This window comes from Roseateles sp. GW821-FHT09B06, assembly GCF_059418245.1.
In genome coordinates this window covers 44553-64051 of the sequence record NZ_JBWKPM010000016.1, presented here as the reverse complement: position 1 = coordinate 64051, position 19499 = coordinate 44553, and the positions used below count along the sequence as shown (strand labels likewise).

General features: G+C 69.2%; 22 protein-coding genes. 16 read left to right on the top strand and 6 right to left on the bottom strand.

The features are described from left to right. Positions 1–18: 18 nt before the first annotated feature. Positions 19–849, top strand: coding sequence for a segregation and condensation protein A (locus AC07OQ_RS15040; protein ID WP_495053986.1), 831 nt, complete (start codon positions 19–21; stop codon positions 847–849). A 10-nt stretch (positions 850–859) separates the two neighbouring features. Here AC07OQ_RS15040 and AC07OQ_RS15035 read toward each other — a convergent pair whose 3' ends face one another. From AC07OQ_RS15035 to AC07OQ_RS15025, 3 genes are all read right to left on the bottom strand, one after another. Further along, a complete protein-coding gene (locus AC07OQ_RS15035; RefSeq protein WP_495053942.1) occupies positions 860–1591 on the bottom strand; it encodes a response regulator in 732 nt (243 codons plus the stop codon). 129 nt (positions 1592–1720) lie between these two features. Continuing rightward, a complete protein-coding gene (locus AC07OQ_RS15030) occupies positions 1721–2173 on the bottom strand; it encodes a MaoC family dehydratase (RefSeq protein ID WP_495053941.1) in 453 nt (150 codons plus the stop codon). 5 nt (positions 2174–2178) lie between these two features. Continuing rightward, entirely contained in the window at positions 2179–2811 is a 633-nt protein-coding gene (locus tag AC07OQ_RS15025; RefSeq protein ID WP_495053940.1) for a ParA family protein, read from the bottom strand. 88 nt (positions 2812–2899) lie between these two features. Here AC07OQ_RS15025 and kefF point away from each other — a divergent pair, with 88 nt between their 5' ends. From kefF to AC07OQ_RS15010, 3 genes are read left to right on the top strand one after another with little or no spacing between them, the layout of a single operon-like run. Further along, entirely contained in the window at positions 2900–3526 is a 627-nt protein-coding gene (gene kefF, locus AC07OQ_RS15020) for a glutathione-regulated potassium-efflux system oxidoreductase KefF (protein WP_495053939.1), read from the top strand. Beyond that, complete coding sequence (kefC, locus tag AC07OQ_RS15015; RefSeq protein ID WP_495053938.1) at positions 3526–5367, top strand: glutathione-regulated potassium-efflux system protein KefC; 1842 nt, start codon at positions 3526–3528, stop codon at positions 5365–5367. Before kefF ends, kefC begins: the two co-directional genes overlap by 1 nt. 22 nt (positions 5368–5389) lie before the next feature. Then, entirely contained in the window at positions 5390–5821 is a 432-nt protein-coding gene (locus AC07OQ_RS15010; protein ID WP_495053937.1) for a DUF1841 family protein, read from the top strand. A 29-nt stretch (positions 5822–5850) separates the two neighbouring features. Here the strand turns inward: AC07OQ_RS15010 and AC07OQ_RS15005 are convergent, their stop codons facing one another. The 3 genes from AC07OQ_RS15005 to flgA all read right to left on the bottom strand — a co-directional run bounded on the left by AC07OQ_RS15005 (position 5851) and on the right by flgA (position 7534). Continuing rightward, complete coding sequence (locus tag AC07OQ_RS15005; RefSeq protein ID WP_495053936.1) at positions 5851–6279, bottom strand: hypothetical protein; 429 nt, start codon at positions 6277–6279, stop codon at positions 5851–5853. A 43-nt stretch (positions 6280–6322) separates the two neighbouring features. Beyond that, positions 6323–6667: a flagellar biosynthesis anti-sigma factor FlgM gene (gene flgM / locus AC07OQ_RS15000; RefSeq protein ID WP_495053935.1), complete on the bottom strand. Its 345-nt coding sequence runs from the start codon at positions 6665–6667 to the stop codon at positions 6323–6325. A gap of 90 nt (positions 6668–6757) precedes the next feature. Continuing rightward, positions 6758–7534: a flagellar basal body P-ring formation chaperone FlgA gene (gene flgA, locus AC07OQ_RS14995; protein ID WP_495053934.1), complete on the bottom strand. Its 777-nt coding sequence runs from the start codon at positions 7532–7534 to the stop codon at positions 6758–6760. A 144-nt stretch (positions 7535–7678) separates the two neighbouring features. Here flgA and flgB point away from each other — a divergent pair, with 144 nt between their 5' ends. The 12 genes from flgB (at position 7679) to AC07OQ_RS14935 (ending at position 19476) form a co-directional block, all read left to right on the top strand. Continuing rightward, positions 7679–8092, top strand: a complete 414-nt coding sequence (gene flgB / locus AC07OQ_RS14990) for a flagellar basal body rod protein FlgB (protein WP_495053933.1) — start codon at positions 7679–7681, stop codon at positions 8090–8092. 31 nt (positions 8093–8123) lie between these two features. Next, positions 8124–8540 (top strand): flagellar basal body rod protein FlgC, encoded by a 417-nt coding sequence (gene flgC, locus AC07OQ_RS14985; RefSeq protein WP_495053932.1) that lies wholly within the window; start codon positions 8124–8126, stop codon positions 8538–8540. 25 nt (positions 8541–8565) lie between these two features. Beyond that, positions 8566–9222 carry a flagellar hook assembly protein FlgD gene (locus AC07OQ_RS14980; protein ID WP_495053931.1) on the top strand — a complete coding sequence of 219 codons (657 nt, stop codon included), beginning with the start codon at positions 8566–8568 and terminating at the stop codon, positions 9220–9222. Between the two features lie 37 nt (positions 9223–9259). After that, the gene (gene flgE / locus AC07OQ_RS14975; protein WP_495053930.1) at positions 9260–10639 is read left to right on the top strand and encodes a flagellar hook protein FlgE; all 1380 of its coding nucleotides are present in this window, start codon (positions 9260–9262) and stop codon (positions 10637–10639) included. A 22-nt stretch (positions 10640–10661) separates the two neighbouring features. Beyond that, positions 10662–11387 (top strand): flagellar basal-body rod protein FlgF, encoded by a 726-nt coding sequence (gene flgF / locus AC07OQ_RS14970; RefSeq protein ID WP_495053929.1) that lies wholly within the window; start codon positions 10662–10664, stop codon positions 11385–11387. Between the two features lie 12 nt (positions 11388–11399). After that, positions 11400–12182 carry a flagellar basal-body rod protein FlgG gene (gene flgG, locus AC07OQ_RS14965; RefSeq protein WP_495053928.1) on the top strand — a complete coding sequence of 261 codons (783 nt, stop codon included), beginning with the start codon at positions 11400–11402 and terminating at the stop codon, positions 12180–12182. Positions 12183–12202: 20 nt separating this feature from the next. Continuing rightward, positions 12203–12877 carry a flagellar basal body L-ring protein FlgH gene (locus AC07OQ_RS14960; protein WP_495053927.1) on the top strand — a complete coding sequence of 225 codons (675 nt, stop codon included), beginning with the start codon at positions 12203–12205 and terminating at the stop codon, positions 12875–12877. A gap of 49 nt (positions 12878–12926) precedes the next feature. Beyond that, positions 12927–14072: a flagellar basal body P-ring protein FlgI gene (locus tag AC07OQ_RS14955; RefSeq protein ID WP_495053926.1), complete on the top strand. Its 1146-nt coding sequence runs from the start codon at positions 12927–12929 to the stop codon at positions 14070–14072. A 1-nt stretch (position 14073) separates the two neighbouring features. After that, on the top strand, positions 14074–14943 hold the full coding sequence (gene flgJ / locus AC07OQ_RS14950) for a flagellar assembly peptidoglycan hydrolase FlgJ (RefSeq protein WP_495053925.1): 870 nt from the start codon (positions 14074–14076) through the stop codon (positions 14941–14943). Positions 14944–14968: 25 nt separating this feature from the next. Continuing rightward, a complete protein-coding gene (gene flgK / locus AC07OQ_RS14945) occupies positions 14969–16957 on the top strand; it encodes a flagellar hook-associated protein FlgK (protein ID WP_495053924.1) in 1989 nt (662 codons plus the stop codon). Between the two features lie 122 nt (positions 16958–17079). Beyond that, positions 17080–18294, top strand: coding sequence for a flagellar hook-associated protein FlgL (flgL, locus tag AC07OQ_RS14940; RefSeq protein ID WP_495053923.1), 1215 nt, complete (start codon positions 17080–17082; stop codon positions 18292–18294). Between the two features lie 3 nt (positions 18295–18297). Then, complete coding sequence (locus AC07OQ_RS14935; protein WP_495053922.1) at positions 18298–19476, top strand: EAL and HDOD domain-containing protein; 1179 nt, start codon at positions 18298–18300, stop codon at positions 19474–19476. Positions 19477–19499 lie beyond the last annotated feature (23 nt).

Genomic DNA, 19499 nt, shown 5'->3' with positions numbered 1-19499 from the left:
AAGGTCGGCGCCAGCGCGCTGCCCGCCGAACCGGACGCCGGCCCTGCGGCCCTGCCGCAGACGGTCGACGGCGTCGCGGTCGCGCGCCTGTACGGCGAGCCGCTGTTCACGCTGCCCCAGGACCTCTACATCCCGCCCGAGGCGCTGGAGGTTTTCCTGGAGGCCTTCGAGGGCCCGCTGGACCTGCTGCTCTACCTGATCCGGCGCCAGAATTTCAACATCCTCGACATCCCGCTGGCCGACGTGACGCGCCAGTACCTCAGCTATGTCGACGAGATCCGCAAGACCAATCTGGAGCTGGCCAGCGAATACCTGCTGATGGCGGCCATGCTGATCGAGATCAAGTCGCGCATGCTGCTGCCGCCCAAGAAGAGCGAGGACGGCGCCGAGCCCGAGGATCCGCGCGCCGAGCTGGTGCGCCGCCTGCTGGAGTACGAGCGCATCAAGCTGGCCGCGGCGCGCCTGGACGCGCTGCCGGTGCTGGGCCGCGACTTCCTGCGGGCCCAGATCCATATCGAGCAGTCGCTGACGCCGCGCTTCCCGGACGTCGACGCCGACGATCTGCGCGCGGCCTGGCTGGATATCCTGAAGCGCGCCAAGCTGGTCCAACACCACAGGATCACGCGCGAACAGCTCTCGGTGCGCGAGCACATGAGCATCGTGCTGCGCCGCCTGCAGGGTCAGCGCTTCGCGATGTTCGAGGATCTGTTCGAGGTGGAGCGCGGCTCGCAGGTGCTGGTCGTGACCTTCATCGCGATGCTGGAGCTGGCGCGCGAGCGCCTGCTGGAGATCACCCAGGCCGAGGCCTTCGCACCGATCTACGTGCGCCTGGCCTACGCACCCAGCTGAGCGGGGCCGCTCAGGTCTGCGCGGCGCGCCAGGTCGAGAACTGCGCCTCGGGCTGGCGCTGCACCATCTGCCCGACGGCCAGCACGGCCTGCGTGCGCGAGCTGACGCCCAGCGCCTTCAGCACCGCCGCCACATGATCCTTGACGGTCTCGACCGAGACGCCCAGTTCGCGGGCGATGATCTTGTTGGGCTTGCCCTGCAGCAGCAGCGCCAGCACATCGGTCTGGCGCGGCGTCAACGACAGGCCCTCCAGGCTGCCCACGGTCTGGAAGCCCGGCGAGCTGGCGGCCTGCTGGATCTGCTGCAGCCGCGGATTAGCGGGCGGCGCGGGTTCGGCCGGCGCCTCGTGGCCCAGGTTCATCGGCGGCACGTAGATGCCGCCCGACATCACCAGCTTGAGCGCCTGCGACAGCATCTCGGTGCTGCTGCGCTTGGGCACGAAGCCCATCGCGCCCTGGTCGATCGAGCGGATCACGTCGCTGGCGCGGTCGGAGGCGGAGATCACCACCACCGGCAGCGCCGGATAGGCGGCGCGAAATTCCTCCAGCACATCGAAGCCGCTGGCATCGCCCAACTGCAGGTCCAGCAGCACCAGGTCGAAATCCTCGGTGGCTTTCAGCGTCCGCCGTGCCGCGGCGGCGCAATCCGCGCCGACCACCTCGACATCGTCACCCAGTCCTTCGATGACGGTCTGCAGGGCCGACAGGATCAGCGGGTGATCATCAATGAGCAGTACTTTCATGCTCTGGCCCCTTCTTCTTCATGCGTAGCGACAGCGCTTGTCTCGTAGGCGCCGATCATAGGAGAGCGCTTTGGCCGAGGGCACACCCCTCATGGGTGATACCGAACCGAGATTGTTCGGATTGCAAACTCAAACGTAACGCCTTGTCAGCGACTCGGCCACGCAGACCGGCTTGTCCGAGCCCTGCCGCTCGACCGTCACCTCCACCGCCAGCTGCGCCCCGCCCGCGATCGCCTCGAAGCTCAGCAGCTTGAAGCGCGCCCGCAGCAGGCTGTCGACCGGCACCGGCGCCGGGAAACGCACCTTGTTGAGGCCGTAGTTCAGGCCCATGCGGGTATCGCCGATCCGGAAGCCGGTCTCGAAGAACCGCGGCAGCAGGCTCAGGGTCAGGAAGCCATGGGCGATGGTGGCGCCGAAGGGCCCGGCCGCGGCCCGGGCCGGGTCGGTGTGTATCCATTGCTGATCGTCGGTGGCGTCGGCGAAGCGCTGGATGCGCTGCTGATCCACCGCCAGCCATTCGCTGAGCCCGATCTCCTGCCCCACCAACTCGGCCAGTTCGGCCAGGCGCTCGAAATGTCGCATCGTCTTCAAAGGTCCAGCCAGGCCCCCAGCGCCTGCCATTGCGCGAGATCGCGCTCCACCCGCCCGGGGGCGACGTCCCACAGCGTCAAGCCGCGGGCCGCCAGTTGCACATAGTTCTGGGTGTCGCGCAGCAGGCCCAGCACCGGCACGTCCAGCCCCTGCACGAACTGCTGCAGCTGCTGGGCCGACAGGGTGCCCTCCTTGGCGCGCATGCCCACCAGGGCCAGCGCGGGGCCACGCCCCGTCCGGCGCCGCAGATCTTGCAGGGTCTGCAGGAATCTGTATGTCGCCTGGATGTCAAACAGGCTGGGCTGCAGGGGAATCAGCAGCTTGTCGGCCAACGCATAGGCCGAGTCCAGGCGCTTGCCATGCAGGCCGGCCGGCGTGTCCAGCACCACATGGCTGACGCCCTTGGGCGGCTTGGCCAGGGTCTTGCCTTCGCTCTTGCTGAGATCCCAGCTGTGGATCTGCGGCAGCTGCGGCGGCCGCAGATCCAGCCATTGACGGGACGACTGCTGGACATCGATATCGCCCAGCATCACCGCATGACCCCGATGGGCGAAATAGCCGGCGATATTGCCGGCCAGCGTCGACTTGCCAACCCCGCCCTTGGGGTTGGCGACCAAGATCACGGGCATAGGGACAGGCCTCCTCGGGTCGCATCGGATCGCTTTGGGGATGTTTGGCGCCGATGGTAGCCGCCCGGCCAGCGGTTACGCTAGCGCCATGGCCGACATCCTGCTTCTCGCCGCGCACCCCGACCTGGCGCATTCCCACATCACCCAGCAACTGCTGCAAGCGGCCCGCGCCGCCGGCCACGGCCCCGACCATCTGGAGACCCGCGACCTCTATGCGCTCTACCCGGACTATGCGATCGACAGCGCCGCCGAGCAGCGCGCGCTGGCGCAGGCCCGGCTCGTGATCTGGCTGCATCCGCTGCACTGGTACGGCATGCCGGCGCTGATGAAGCTCTGGGTGGACGAGGTGCTGGCCTTCGGCTGGGCCTACGGCCCCGGGGGGCAGGCCCTGCGCGGCAAGGACCTGTGGCTGCTCAGTTCCACCGGCGGCGCGGCCGAGTCCTATGCCCCCGACGGCCACAACGAACACCCGCTGGACAGCTTCCTGCTGCCCTATGCCCAGACCGCGCGCCTGTGCGGCCTGCGCTGGCTGCCGCCGCTGGTGCTGCATGGCGCGCACCGGGTCGACGAGGCCACGGTGCAGCGGCATGTGCGCGGCTTCATCGGCAAGCTGCTGAGCTACCCCGGCTGGTGCCCGCGCGCGGCCGAGGCGCCCGCGCCCGAGGTGCCGCTGGACGCGCGCCCGGCGCTGTTCAGCAGCGTGGGGGGCCTGTGATGGCGGCGCACGACAACCCGCTGTTCCTGCCCCTGGTCTTCCTTGGCGCCGCCGTGCTGGCGGTGCCGCTGGCGCGCGCGCTGCGCCTGGGCTCGATCCTCGGCTACCTGGTGGCCGGCGTGATCATCGGGCCCGGCGTGCTGGGCCTGGTGAGCAAGCCGGGCACCATTCTGGAGCTGGCCGAGTTCGGCGTCGTGCTGATGATGTTCCTGGTCGGGCTGGAACTGGAGCCACGCCGCCTGTGGGCGATGCGGCGCGCGGTCTTCGGCTGGGGCTCGCTGCAGCTGCTCGGCTCGGCGGCCCTGCTGATGGCGCTGGCGCTGGCCCTCGGCCAGCCCTGGCGGCTCGCCCTGGTGGTCAGCCTGGGCCTGGCCATGTCGTCCACCGCGGTGGCGCTGGCCGTGCTGGCCGAACGCAATCTCGGCCCGACGACGGCCGGCCAGAGCGTGCTGAGCGTGGCGCTGCTGCAGGACATTGCGGCGATCCCGGTGCTGTCCCTGGTGCCCATCGTCGCGCTCAGCGGCGCCGCACAGGCCGAGGGCGGCGCCGGCTGGCAGGAGGCGCTGAAGGCGTTGGCCGCGATGGGGCTGATCGTGCTGGGCGGCCGGCTGGGCCTGCGCCCGCTGCTGCGCTGGATCGCGCGCAGCCGCACGCCCGAGATATTCACCGCCGCCGCCCTGCTGCTGGTGCTGGGCACGGCCAGCCTGATGCACGCGGTGGGCCTGTCGGCCGCCTTGGGCGCCTTCCTGGCCGGCGTGCTGCTGGCCGAGAGCGAATACCGGCGCGAGCTCGAGACCGATCTGGAGCCCTTCAAGGGCCTGCTGCTGGGCCTGTTCTTCATGGCCGTCGGCATGGGGCTGGACCTGGCGGTGGTGCTGCGCCAGCCGCTGCTGGTGCTGGCCCTGCTGGCGGCGCTGCTGCTGAGCAAGGCGGCGCTGCTGGCCGTGATGGCGCGGCTGATGGGCATCCCGGGGCCGGAGCGGCCGGTCTTCGTGCTGCTGCTGGCCCAGGGCGGGGAGTTCGGCTTCGTGGTGTTCCAGCTGGCCCAGCAGGCCGGGCTGATCGATGCGTCGCAGAACTCGGCCCTGGTGGCCGCGGTGGCGCTGTCGCTGGCCTGCACGCCGGCCCTGCTGCTGGCCAGCGACCGCCTGCTGGCCTCCCAGCTGAAGCGCCAGCCGGCGCCCGAGGGCGCGACGCTGGAATCGCAGCAGCAGGCGCCGATCATCATTGCCGGCTTCGGCCGCTACGGCCAGATCGTCGGCCGCATGCTCTACGCCAACGGCTTCGAGGCCACCGTGCTGGACCATGACGCCGAGTCCGTCGCCCTGCTGCGGCGCTTCGGCTGGCGAGTCTTCTTCGGCGATGCGACGCGCCTGGACCTGCTGCGCACCGCCGGCGCCGAGCAGGCCCGGGTGCTGGTGATCGCGGTGGACGACATCGCCCACAGCCTGGAGATCGCGACATTGGCGAAGCAGCATTTCCCGCGGCTGCAGATCGTCGCGCGGGCGCGCAATCTGCAGCATTACTTCGCACTGCGCGACCTGGGCGTCATGCTGATCGAGCGCGAGACGCTCGATGCGGCGCTGATGAGCGCGCGCAGCGTGCTCGAACTGCTGGGCCTGCAGCCGCATGCGGCGCGCAAGCTGGCCTGGCGCTTCCGCCAGCACACGGTGGAGCAGCTCGACATCCTGTTCCCGCTGCACAAGGACGAGGCCGCGCTGACCGCCGCCACCCGGCACGGCCGCCAGCAGCTGGAGGAGCTGTTCGCCCAGGAACGCGAGCTGGCCGCGGCGCGGCGCCGGCGCCCGGGCTGGAATCAACCCGACGCGGGCAAGCCCTGAGCCGACCTGGGACAATCGCGCGATGTTCGCCCCCTCCCAAATCGAGGTGCGCCGCTTTTTCTGCGCCACCTACCGCAAGCTGCGCACCGGCATGCCGCTGATCCCGATGGAAGCCATCGCGGCCCAGTGGATCGACGAGCACCCGGAATACCACGCCGAACTGGCCGACGAGGACGCCGCGGTCAACGCGGTCTACACGGTCGAGGAAGGCCGCAGCAACCCCTTCCTGCACCTGTCGATGCACCTGACGATCAGCGAGCAGCATTCGATCGACCAGCCCACCGGCATCCGCCAGGCCCTGGACCTGCTGGCGGCCAAGCGCCAGTCGCTGCACGAGGCCCAGCATGCCGCGATGGACTGCCTGGGCGAGATGATCTGGGCCTCGCAGCGCAGCGGCCTGCCGCCCGACGGCCACGCCTACCTCGACTGCGTGCGTAAAAAAGCCACCCGCTAGGGTGGCTTGATCGCGGGGCCGGGCCGGGCTCAGGCTTGATAAGAGCCGCCGCCCAGCGTCTTGCGTTCGGACTTGCCGAGCGCGGAATACAGGCCCGTGGCCTCGGATGGCATCAGCACGTCGATGGCGCGGTCCAGCGCGGCGGTGGCGCGCGCCAGCGATTCGCGCTGCGCGGCCACCCGGCCACCGGCCTGGACCAGACGGTTGCGCAGGCTCGGCGGCACCTGGCCGACGCGGGCGGCCTCGCTGAACATCGCGATGGCCTCGGCCAGGGCCTGATGCAAGGCGCTGGCATGCAGCTCGATCGCCTGGCTGTCGCGCTTGAGCAGGGCCTCGCCCAACAGGCTCAGGCAGCTCTCGACGGCCTGCAGCGGCAGTTCCAGCGCCTGCCCCAGGGCAGGATCGGCAAGGGGGTGATCGTTAGGTGGCAAGGCATGCATGACGGCATCCGTCGTCATTGGGCGTTGATCTTGTGGGCTGATGGGGCGAGGCCGGCGACGCTCAATGCGTGGCGACGCGACCCAGCACTTCCTGGGCATTGGCGATCAGCTTGTCGGCGATCGCATCGGCATTGATGCTGAACTTGCCGTCGGCGATGGCCTGGGCAATCCGGCCCACCTTCTCCGCATCGAAGCTGCCCTCCTCCGACACGCCGGAAAGCAGGGTGCTGGCGGTGCTGGACAGATTGATCTTGGCGCTGGCTTCCGGCCCCTTGCCGGCAGCGGCGGCACCAGCCTGCTGGGCAGACGCGGCCTTGGCCTGTGCGGCATCGGCGGCACCGTTCGTGCCGACCGGCGTCGACGCCAGTTTTTCTGCGCTGTTACCAATTTTCATGCTGATCTCCATTGCCAAGGCCGAGGCCTATCCCATTCAGGTTTTCCGGTGTATCGACCCATCCCGGCGGGACTTGAGGGTTTTCCACCCGAACGGGGGGGCTCACAGGGCAAGCTCCACCCGGCGTTCGCCCACCGCCCGGCCGGTCACCGTCCGGCCGTTCTCGAAGCGAACACGCACATCCTGACCCTCCAGGCCCGGCTCCAGGGCCTGGCCTTCGCTGCCGATCGCGTAGCCCGAGCCACTGGCCAGCACCTGTACCCGTTCACCGACCGCAAACCAGCGCCGCAGCTTCAGATCGCTGCTGCGCACCGCCTCGCCGGTGTCCAGGGGCCGTTGCAGGCTGCGGCCGTCCAATTGTCCGGCATCGCCGAACACCTGGCCGGCCTCGGCCGCTATATCTACTTCGGCCGTTTGCAGCAGGGCTTGAGTCAGCACCGTGCCGGCCGGCAGCGCCGCCGCGGCGACGATCACGCGGCTGTAGACCTGCACCGTGACGGGCAGGCTGACATTCCAGCGCGCGCCGCCCGAGCCGGCGACGGCGCCATCCAGGCAGCGCAGGCCGATGCGGGTCCTGCCCCACATCTTCAGGCCCGCCGGCAGATAGGGCTGCACCTGGCGGCAGGGCGCCAGGCGCAGCCGGCCGTCCAGTTGCCCCAGCTGCACCGCCACGCGCGCCTGGTCCGGCGCTCCGGCGCGGGCGCCCTCCTGGGCCAGCTGCTGCACATGGCCGAGCAGCTCGGGGGTCAGGGGCGTCAGGGTTTCGCCGGCCGTCTGGGCTCCGGCCGCCAGCCCCGCGACCGCCAGCAGCGCCGCCACCCCGAGGGTGCGGACGCGGCGCGTCGGCGCGGCGGTGGGAGGACGGGCGTTTTGATCCATGGCAGCGACTTTAGGCCCCGGCCCTGTTTTCTTAGCGCCGAAATGCGCAGCAAAGCCCGCTCTTTTCCCGCTCATGTTTTCCGAAGCGCCCAACACAATCCCGTTCAATCGCCCAAGCTGCCACCCGACCCGGAGGGCCCGCACATGATCAACCGACTGACCGACGCGCTGAATTTCCAGACCCAGGCCCTGACCCTGCGGTCCGAACGCCAGCGCCTGCTCGCCAGCAATATCGCCAATGCCGACACCCCGGGCTACCAGGCGCGCGAGATGGATTTCTCCCGCGCACTGAAGGAAGCCACCGGCGAGCTGCCCAACGGCGCGGCGCTGACGGCCAACCGGCCCGGCCATATCGTGACGCCCGCCACCCAGCGCGGCCACAACGCGCTGGAGCACGGCCTGGCCGCCCAGACCAATATGGACAGCAACAGCGTCGACATGGACCGCGAGCGCGCCAGCTTCGCCGACAACGCGGTCAAGTACGAGGCCACGCTGCGCTTCATCAGCGGCAACGTGCGCACCACGCTGGACGCGATGAAGTCGCACAACGCGGCCTGATCGCCGCCCGAGCAAGGCAGGGAGTCTCGCGATGTCGATGTTCAATATCTTCCACATCTCCGGCAGCGCGGTCAGCGCGCAGAGCCAGCGCCTCAACACCGTGGCCAGCAACCTGGCCAATGCCGACACCGTGGCCGGCCCGGACGGCCAGGCCTACAAGGCCCGCCAGGTGGTGTTCCAGAGCGCTCTCACCGCGGCCGGCGGCGACCCCACGGCGCTGGGCGTGCAGGTGGTCGGCGTCACCGAGAACGCAACGCCCGGTCGGCGCGTCCACGACCCGGCCCATCCGCAGGCCGATGCGGAGGGCTACGTCACCTACAGCAACGTCAATTCGGTCGAGGAGATGGTCAACATGATCTCGGCCTCGCGTTCCTACCAAAACAATATCGAGGTGATGAGCACGGCCAAGAACCTGCTGCTCAAGACCTTGCAGATGGGCCAGTCCTGAGGCCTGAAGAAGCGGAGCATTCCCCATGGACGTCGGTCTTCTCAATTCACTCAACGGCAGCGGCAGCGGCAGCGCCACCAGCACCCAGAGCGCGGCCGACACGCAGGACCGCTTCCTCAAGCTGCTGGTCGCGCAGATGCAGAACCAGGACCCGATGAACCCGCTGGACAACGCCCAGGTGACCAGCCAGCTGGCGCAGATCCAGACCGTCACCGGCATCGGCGGGCTCAACACCACCATCCAGGGCCTGACCTCGCAGTTCACCCAGATGCAGGCGCTGCAGGGCGTCTCGCTGGTGGGCCGCAACGTCTCGCTGGCCAGCAACAATATGGTCGTCACCGAGGTCGACGGCGCCAAGATCGGCAAGGGCTCCTACGATCTCAGCGGCGCCGCCGACAAGGTCAAGCTCGAGGTGCTGAGCCCGGCCGGCGTCGTGATCGACACGGTGGACCTGGGCGCGCAGAGCGCGGGCCTGCAGAAGTTCAGCTGGCCCGCCGACAAGGGCCTGGGCTACGACAACCTCACCTACCGCATCACGGCCACGCGCGGCACCGCCGCCGTCGCGGCCACCCCCTATGCCACCGACAAGGTGCTGGCCATCAGCACCAACGGCTCCAAGCTCCAGGTCAAGCTCGAGGGCCTGGGCATGGTGGACTACAGCCTGGTCAAGCTGGTCGACTGACCGCGGCCGTCATCTCAGGGTTACCCAAGGACACATCATGAGCTTCCAGCAAGGTCTCTCCGGTCTCAATGCCTCGAGCAAGAACCTCGACGTGATCGGCAACAACATTGCCAATGCCAACACCTTCGGCGCCAAGTCCTCGCGCGCCGAATTCTCCGACCTCTACGCCAGCGCCCTGAACGGCGCCGGCGCCAACTCGGTGGGCATCGGCGTGCAGCTGTCCGCGGTGGCCCAGCAGTTCACCCAGGGCAATATCTCGATCACCGAGAACCCGATGGATCTGGCGATCAACGGCGGCGGCTTCTTCCAGCTCAGCGATGGCAAGAACCCGGTCACCTACAGCCGCAACGGCCAGTTCAAGGTCGACCGCGACGGCTACATCGTCAACAACGACCAGCTCAAGCTGCTGGGCTACCCGGCCGACGGCAACGGCGTGATCCAGCCCGGCCTGGCCCAGCCGCTGCAGCTGCCCACCAAGGGCATCGAGCCCAAGGTGACCGCCTCGATCGACATGGAGTTCAACCTCGACTCGCGCGCCGGCGCCACCGCCCCCTACACCCTGTCCGACCCGGCCGACCCCACGTCCAAGGTCTTCAGTCAGGGCATCAAGTTCAACGATCCCACCTCGTACAACAACGCCACCTCGATGACGACGTACGACGACAAGGGCCAGCCGGTCGCCGTGACCCTGTACTTCCAGCGCGCCAACGAGCCCGCGCCCGGCGCCAACAGCGTCTGGAACGTCTATGTGACGGCCAATGGCAAGCCGGTCAACTATGCGGCCGACGGCACCGACATCACGGCCGCCGACCCCAACAACCCGCAGACGGCCTACACCACGATGGAGTTCCCGCCCACCGGCGGCAACCCCGTGATTCCCCCGGCCGGCACCCTGCTGGACCTGCGCATTCCCGCCGGCACCAATGCCCAGGGCGCGCCGACCCTGCCGATCCCCTACCCGGAAGACCCGGCCGCCCCCGGCATCAAGTTCGACATCCTGGGCGCGACCGAGAACGGCTCCGGCTTCGCCGTCACCTCGCTGAACCAGGACGGCTACGCGCCCGGCCAGCTGACCGGCATCGTGGTCGAGGAAACCGGCGTCGTCACCGCCCGCTACTCCAATGGCGAATCCAAGCCGGCCGGCCAGGTCGAGCTGGCGACCTTCCGCAACCCGCAGGGCCTGCAGCCGCTGGGCGGCAACCAATGGGCGCGCACCAACACCTCCGGCGATCCGGTGGTCGGCATACCCGGCGACGGCAATCTCGGTTCGCTGCAACCGGGCGCGCTGGAGGAATCCAACGTCGACCTGACCGCCGAGCTGGTCAATATGGTCACCGCCCAGCGCACCTACCAGGCCAATGCCCAGACCATCAAGACGCAGGACCAGGTGATGCAAACCCTGGTGAACCTGCGCTGAGGCCTGAGACGAGGGGCAGCACATGGACCGCATGATCTACCTGTCGATGGCCGGCGCGAAGGCGGCGATGCAGCGCCAGGACGTGCTGTCCCACAACCTGGCCAACGTCTCCACCAACGGCTTCCGCGCCGAGCTGCAGGCCTTTCGCGCCGTGCCGGTGCGCGGCGACGGCGCCAGCACGCGCGCCTTCGCGCTGGAAACCACCATCGGCTACAAGGCCGAGCCCGGCGCGATCAACGCCACCGGGCGCAACCTGGACGTGGCGATGCAGGGCAACGCCTGGCTGGCCGTGCAGGGCCTGGACGGCGTCGAGGCCTACACCCGGGCCGGCGCGCTGGACGTCAATGCCGAGGGCCTGATGGTGCTGCGCAACGGCCTGCAGGTGCTGGGCGACGGCGGCCCGATCACGGTGCCGCCCGACAGCGAGCTGCAGATCGGCGGCGACGGCACGGTCACGGCCAAGCTGCCCACCGGCAACCCGATCAATATCGGCCGGCTCAAGCTGGTCACGCCCGAGGCGCCGCTGACGCGCGGCGAGGACGGGCTGTTCCGCGCGCCGGACGGCGACCTGCCCGCCGACCCGAACGCCCGCCTGCAGGACGGCGCGCTGGAGGGCAGCAATGTCAGCGCGGTCGAGACCATGGTCAGCATGATCGCCGCGGCGCGCCAGTTCGAGCAGCAGATGAAGCTGCTGCAGATCGCCCAGACCCAGGGCCAGCAGTCCGCCAAACTTTTGGGCACCTCCTAAGGAATCCACGCCATGATTCGCTCGCTCTGGATCGCCAAGACCGGCATGGAAGCCCAGCAGACCCAGCTGGACACCATCTCGCACAACCTCTCGAACGTGGCCACCAACGGCTACAAGCGCTCGCACGCGGTATTCGAGGACCTGATGTACCAGAACCTGCGCCAGAGCGGCGCCAACACCACCGAGCAGACCCAGCTGCCCACCGGCCTGCAGGTCGGCCTGGGCGTGCGCCCGGTCGCCACCTCGCGCATCTACACCCAGGGCAATCTGCAGCAGACCAGCAACAACCTGGACCTGGCGATCAAGGGCAACGGCTTCTTCCAGATCCAGATGCCCGACGGCACCACCGCCTACACCCGCGACGGCAGCTTCCAGCTGGACGCCAACGGCCAGATGGTCACCAACACCGGCTACACCCTGCTGCCCGGCGTCACCGTGCCCGCCAACGCCCAGACCCTGACGATCGGCGCCGACGGCACCGTCACCGTCACCGTGCCCGGCAATGCCCAGCCGCAGAACCTGGGGCAGATCCAGCTGGCCAACTTCGTCAATCCGGCCGGCCTCGACCCGCGCGGCCAGAACCTGTTCACCGAGACCGCTTCCTCCGGCACGCCCAATGCCGGCGCCCCCAATGCCAACGGCCTGGGCGCGCTGCAGCAGGGCTTCGTCGAGACCTCCAACGTCAATGTGGTGGAGGAACTGGTGCAGATGATCCAGACCCAGCGCGCCTACGAGCTCAACTCCAAGGCGGTGCAGACCTCCGACCAGATGCTGCAGAAGCTCAGCCAGATGTAAGAGATGCAAGGAGCCCCGGCATGAAAAGCATTTCCCTCCTGCTGTCCGCCCTCGCCCTCGGCCTGGGCGGCTGCGCCACGCTGCAGCAGCCCAAGGTCGAGCTGCAGAGCACCCCGGTCGTGCAGCTGCCGCTGCTGCCGGCCGCCGCGCCGGCCAATGGCGCGATCTACCAGTCGGTCAGCTACCGTCCGCTGTTCGAGGATCACCGCGCCCGGCTGGTCGGCGACACGGTGATGATCCAGATCGTCGAGCGCATCAGCGCCACCCAGAGCTCGAGCAGCGAACTGGATCGCAGCGGCAGCCTCAGCGGCTCGGTCTCCGCCCTGCCGGGCATCAACCCGGCCAAGGCCCTGGCGCGCGCCAGCATCGGGGCCGAGTCGGCCGCCGCCGCCGCCGGCAAGGGCAGCAACCAGAACACCAACGAGTTCAGCGGCACCATCACCGCGGTGGTCACCGGCGTGCTGCCCAACGGCCACCTGATGCTCATCGCCGAGAAGCAGATCGGCGTCAACAGCAATGTCGACGTGCTGCGCTTCTCCGGCCAGGTGGATCCGCGCGCCATCCAGCAGGGCAACACCGTCTCCTCCGCCCAGGTCGCCAATGTCCGGGTCGAGCAGCGCGGACGCGGCGCGCTGGAGCAAGCGCATCAAATAGGCTGGTTGTCACGCTTCTTTTTAAGTCTTTCGCCGACTTAAGAATGCCCAGAATCGGTCTCACAAGTCCCAAACCCTTGTGCGACCGTCCATGCAAACCCAGATCTCCTCCCTGCTGAAGCCGCTGTCCGGGCTCGCCTTCCTGGCGATCTGCGGGTTTGCCGGCGCCCTGCTCCTGACCAGCGGCCCCGCCGCGGCCGCCCGCATCAAGGAAGTCGCCTCGGTGGCCGGGGTGCGCAGCAACCCCCTGACCGGCTACGGCCTGGTGGTCGGCCTCGACGGCACCGGCGACCAGACCACGCAAGCCCCCTTCACCGGCCAGAGTCTGGCCGCGATGCTGCAGCAGTTCGGCGTCGTGCTGCCGCCGGGCGTGACGATGCAGCCGCGCAATATCGCCGCGGTGATGGTCACCACCCAGCTCCCGCCCTTCGCCCAGCCCGGCCAGCCGCTGGACATCGTCGTGTCCTCGATGGGCAATGCCAAGAGCCTGCGCGGCGGCACCCTGATCGCCACCCCGCTGAAGGGCGCCGACGGCCAGGTCTACGCGATCGCCCAGGGCAACCTGGTGGTGGGCGGCGCAGGCGCCTCGGCCGGCGGCTCCAAGGTCCAGATCAACCACCTGAGCGCCGGCCGCATCCCGGGAGGCGCCCTGGTCGAGCGCAGCGTGCCGACCGCGCTGCAGATGGGCGACACCATCCAGCTCGACCTGAACGCCGCCGACTTCGCCACCGCCCGCGCGGTGGCCGGCGCGATCAACCGCGCCAAGGGCGCCGGCACCGCCCAGGCCCTGGACGGCCGCGTCGTGCGCGTGCGCGCCCCCAGCAACCCGGACGAGCGCGTCAGCTTCCTGGCCGACATGGAGAACCTGCCGCTGGACCTGGCCATGCCGGCCGCCCGCGTCGTGATCAACGCCCGCACCGGCTCGGTGGTGATGAACCAGGCCGTCACCTTGGCGCCCTGCGCCGTCGCCCATGGCAACCTGTCGGTGACGATCAACGCCACGCCGGTGATCAGCCAGCCCAATGCCCTGTCCGGCGGCCAGACCGTGGTGACCGAGAAGACCGACATCGCGCTCAGGCAGGAGCCCGGCGCGCTGATCAACATGCCCGCCGGCACCAAGCTGGCCGATGTGGTCAAGGCCCTCAACGCCCTGGGCGCCACGCCCCAGGACCTGCTGGCCATCCTGCAGGCCATGAAGAGCGCCGGCGCCATCATGGCCGAGCTGGAGGTGATCTGACATGAACCTGAAGTCACCGTTCAGCGTCGGCGCCAGCAGCGCACCGACCGACACCCGCAGCATCGAGGCGCTGCGCGCCGCCGCCGCCCGCGACCCCAAGTCCAGCATCAAGGAGACGGCGCGCCAGTTCGAGTCGCTTTTCATGCAGGAAGTGATGAAGAGCATGCGCGCCTCCACCCTGTCCTCCGGCATGCTGGAGAACTCGGCCACCCAGCTGGGCACCGAGATGCTGGACAGCCAGTTCGCCGGCAAGATGACCGGCCTGCCCGGCGGCCTGTCGGACGCGATCGCGCGCCAGCTGCAGCGCCAGATGGGCGCCAGCGAGCCCGGCGCCGAGCGCGCCGCGGCCGCCAAGACCCTGCCCGTGCTGGCCAAGAAGAACATCGCGCCGCATGTGCAGAGCTTCATCCAGCAGCACGATGGCGCCGCCAAGGCCGCCGAGGCGGCCACCGGCATCCCCGCCAGCTTCATGATCGCCCAGGCCGCGCACGAGTCCGGCTGGGGCAAGCGCGAGATCACCGGCAAGGACGGCAGCCCCTCCTTCAATGTGTTCGGCATCAAGGCCACGTCCGGCTGGACCGGCAAGGTGGCCGAGGTGCAGACCACCGAGTACATCGACGGCAAGCCGCAGAAGGTCACGGCCAAGTTCCGCGCCTACGACAGCTACGAGGACGCCTTCAAGGACTATGCGCGCCTGATCGGCAGCAACGAACGCTACCGCGACGTGGTGGCCAAGGCCCAGACCGGGGCCGGCGCGGAGAGCTTCGCACAGGGCCTGCAGAAGGCCGGCTACGCCACCGACCCCGAATACGCGAGCAAGCTGACCCGCGTCATCAACACCACGATGCGCGTGCAGCGCGCGCTGGCCTGACGACGCCTAGGAGAGAGGACGAGTCATGGGAACCTCGGCACTGCTATCGCTTGGCATGCGAGCCATGTTCGCCAACCAGGCGGCGTTGACCACCATCGGCCAGAACATTGCCAATGCCAACACCCCGGGCTACTCGCGCCAGTCGGTCGCCCTGACCACGCCGCAGGGCCAGTTCACCGGCTCGGGCTACTTCGGCAAGGGGGTCAACGTCCAGACCGTCACCCGCGCCCACAACGAATTCATGACCCGCGAGGCCACGTCCAGCAAGTCGGTGGCCTTCATGGACGCCACCAGCCACAGCCAGCTGCTGCAGCTGGAGAAGCTGTTCTCCACCGGCGAGGCCGGCCTGGGCCACGCGGCCAACCAGTTCCTCAACGCGATGGTCGACGTCTCCAAGTCGCCCTCCGACATCTCGGCGCGCCAGGTCGTGCTGGGTCGGGCCGGCGAGCTGGCCTCGCGCTACCAGACCGCCGGCCAGCAGCTGGCCGATCTGCAGGCCGGCGTGGTCAGCGACCTGAAGGCCAATGTGGCCGTCGTCAACCAGCTCAGCAAGCAGATCGCCGCCGCCAACGACCAGATCGCACGCGCCAACGGCTCCGGCCACACCGCCAACGACCTGCTCGACACGCGCGACCGGCTGATCTCCGAGCTGAGCCAGTATGTGCAGGTCAGCACCCTGCCCTCCGACGACGGCACCATGGGCGTGTTCATCGGCGGCGGCCAGCGCCTGGTGCTCGGTTCGCAGGCCCAGGAGCTCAAGCTCACCGCCGACCCCTATGACGGCACGCGCACGCAGCTCAGCATCGACGAGGCGAACGGCGCCCGCGTGCTGGACGAAAGCTCGCTGACCGGCGGCTCGCTGACCGCGCTGCTGCGTTTCCAGAACAAGGATCTGCAGGACGCCCGCAACATGATCGGCCGCATGGCCGTGGCGCTGGCCGACCGGGTCAACGAGCAGCAGGCGCTCGGTCTGGACCTGGCCGGCACGCCCGGCGCGCCGGTCTTCTCCTACGCACCGCCGCGCGCGCTGCCGGCCTCGACCAATGCGCGCAATCCCGATGGCAGCTATGCCTCCAGCCTGACGGCGGCCATCACGGACGCCAGCCTGCTGCGCGCCGAGTCCTATGTGGTCAAGGCCGACCCCAGCGGCGTGCCCGACCAGTATGTGATGACCACCCGCCCCGGCGGCGTCAGCGTCAGCCTCAGTGCCGCGCAGATCGAGGCCCAGTACGGCTTCTCGCTGACGGCCGGGGGCGCGCCGCTGACGGCGGACGACAGCTTCCTGATCGAGCCGGTGGCCCAGGCCGCGGTGTCGATGACGCGCGCGCTGGACAACCCCAGCGGCATCGCCGCGGCATCGCCCGTCACCGCAGTGATGGGCAAGGCCAACACCGGCACCGCCACCATCGCCTCGCTGGCGGTGGCCAACGACAATTTCGACATCGCCCAGTACCCGGTCTCGGTCGCCTTCCAGGGCGTCAACAACAGCGACCCGGCCCGTCCGGGGGTCGACTACGTGATGACGATGAGCGACGGCAGCACCGTCACCGGCACCTGGTATCCCGGCGAGGCCCTGGGCAGCGAACCGCTGTCGGGCGTCGACTTCGGCTTCCGCCTGGCGCTCAACGGCGTGCCCAAGACCGGCGACACGCTGACGATCGACCCGACCAAGTCGGTGGCCTCCAACAACGGCAACGCCCAGGCCTTTCTGGCGATCCAGAAGGAGGCCTTCGTCGGCCGCGGCGTGAACGGCGTCGGCGCCACCCTCTCCGACGCCTATGCCACCGCGATGTCCGACATCGGCGCGCGCGTGCAGGGCGCCGAATATCTGTCCGAGGTCTCCACCAGCGTGGCCAGCAATGCCGAGGTGGCGCGCAGCAGCCAGGCCGGCGTCAACCTCGACGAGGAGGCCGCCCGGCTGATGCAGTTCCAGCAGGGTTATCAGGCGGCCGCCAAGGTGCTGCAGGCCGGCCAGGCAATCTTCGACGAGCTGTTGCAGATCGCCGGACGATGATGAGCCACCCCCTACGGCCTTCGGCCGCCCCCTCAAGGGGGCGACGCCGGCCGACCGGCAGAGCCGGATCGGCGGCGTCCGCGCGGCCCAACGTCCCACACTGAAATCGATTGGAGCCAGGCATGCGCGTCAGCACGTCCAATATGTTCGATGCCAGCATCGCGACCCTGCAGCGACGCCAACAGCAGCTGCAGCAGACCCAGCAGCAGCTGACCTCAGGCAAGCGCGTCCAGTACGCCAGCGACGACCCCACCGCCGCGGCCCGCGCCGAGCGCGCGCTGGCCGTGATCGGCCGCACCGATGCCAGCCAGCGCGTGCTGGAGGCCAGCCGCAACAATATGGCGCTGGGCGAGTCGGCCCTGGGCGACGCCAACGAGATCCTGCAGCAGATCCGCGAGGCCATGGTGGCGGCCGGCAATGCCAGCTACAGCGACCCCGAGCGCGAGGGCCTGGCCGTCAAGATCACCGGCCTGCGCGACCAGCTGTTCTCGATCGCCAACCGCTCCGACGGCACCGGCGGCTTCCTGTTCGCCGGCCAGGGCTCCAGCGGCGCGCCCTTCGTCGACGCGCCCGGCGGCGTGCGCTATATCGGCACCGCCGGCGCCACGCAGAGCGGCAATATCGAGAACTTCCCGCTCAGCATCGACGGCCGCATGGCCTGGGAGCAGGCGGCCAGCGGCAACGGCATCTTCGAGACCGGCGTGCTGCCCAATCTGGTCGACCCGACGGCCGCGGCCAAGAGCTGGATCGACGCCGGCCGCGTCACCAACCCGACCCTGCTGACCGGCTCCAACTACGAGGTCCAGGTCAGCGGCAGCGGCGCCGCCGCCACCTACAGCGTGTTCGACACCACGCTGGGCACCACGGTCGCGACCGGTCCCTTCGCGTCCGGCAAGACCATCGAGTTCGACGGCATGGCCGTCACCCTGACCGGTGCCGCCGCCGACGGCGACCGCTTCTCGATCGCCCCCGCCACCGAGGACCTGGGCGTGTTCTCGGTGCTGGACGGACTGATCGGCGAGCTCAAGCAGCCGCTGCGCACCGATACGCAGATCGCGCAGACCAATGCCCTGCGCCTGCGCGACCTCGACGCGGTGCTGGGCAATCTGCAGAACACCCGCACCGCGGTGGGCGAGAGCCTCAACAACCTGGACGGCAGCGAATCGCGCCAGGGCGCGCTCAAGCTCTACAGCCAGAGCGAACGCTCGGCGGCCGAGGATCTGGACATGATCTCGGGTATTGCCGATTTCCAGAATCAGCAAACCGGCTACGATGCCGCGCTGAAGACCTATGCCTCGGTGCAGCGGCTGTCGCTGTTCCAATACCTGAATCTCTGAACGATGAGCAGTTCACACCCCATTCTCGGCAACCTGGCCCTGGGCTACGCGCCCATGTTGGACCGTCAGCACATGGTGCAGGCGACCCGTCTGACCGTGATCCCGCTGCGCACCGACCTGCAGCTGCAGGCGGCCGATCTGCTGGCGGCGGTGGCCGAGGTCTGGCCCGCCGGCGGCCCGCCGGTGCTGCTGAACGTGCTGAACGAGCCCCTGCTGGCCGGCATCCTGGCGGCGCAGCCGAGCGCCAACATCATGCTGGAGCTGCCCGCCTTCATGGCCGGCGATGCCGCCCTCGCCGACCCCATCCAGGCCCTGAAGAAGAACGGCAACGCCCTGGTGCTGAAGGGCCGCGCGCTCAGCGCCCTCACGCCCGCGGTGCAGGCCTCGTTCAAGTACCAGGTGCAGGACCTGGGCGACGAGCCCGCCCCGGTGCCCGGTCTGGCGCAGCTGCTGTCGGGCCTGCGCGGTGCCGACGCGGTCAACCAGGCCTTTGGCCGCGGCGCCAGCGCGGTGCTGGGCTGGCCGCTGGAGGGGGCTTACGAGGCCGCCGCCGGCGCGCCCAAGGCCGAGATCCAGGCCGACCTGCAGGTGATCGTCCAGCTGATGAGCCAGGTCGACCAGGGCGAGGACATCGACAAGATGGAGGCCACGCTCAAGCGCGACCCCAGCCTCGCCTTCAAACTGCTGCGCTACATGAACTCGGCCGCCTTCGGCCTGTCGGTCGAGGTCTCCTCGTTCCGTCACGCCATCATGCTGCTGGGCATGTCGCGCCTGAAGCGCTGGCTGGCCCTGCTGCTGACCACGGCCAGCAAGGACCACAGCATGCGCCCCATCATGTTCGGCGCGCTGCGCCGCGGCGTGCTGATGGAGGAGCTGGCGCATGGCATGGACGACCGCGAGATGCGCGACGAGATGTTCATCTGCGGCCTGTTCTCGCTGCTGGACCATATGCTCAAGCAGCCCTTCGACAAGCTGCTGCAGGCCATCCCCGTGCCCGAGCGCGTGCGCCAGGCCCTGGTCGAGAACAGCGGCCCCTACCGCGCCTATCTGGACCTGGTGAACGCGATCGAGGCCGAATCGGTGTTCGATTTCCGCCAGGCGGCCGAGCAGCTGATGCTGGGTGCCGACGAGATCAACCACGCCCTGCTGCGGGCCCTGGCCAAGGCCGGCCAGCTGGAATGAGACACCCCGGCGGGCCGGCCGCG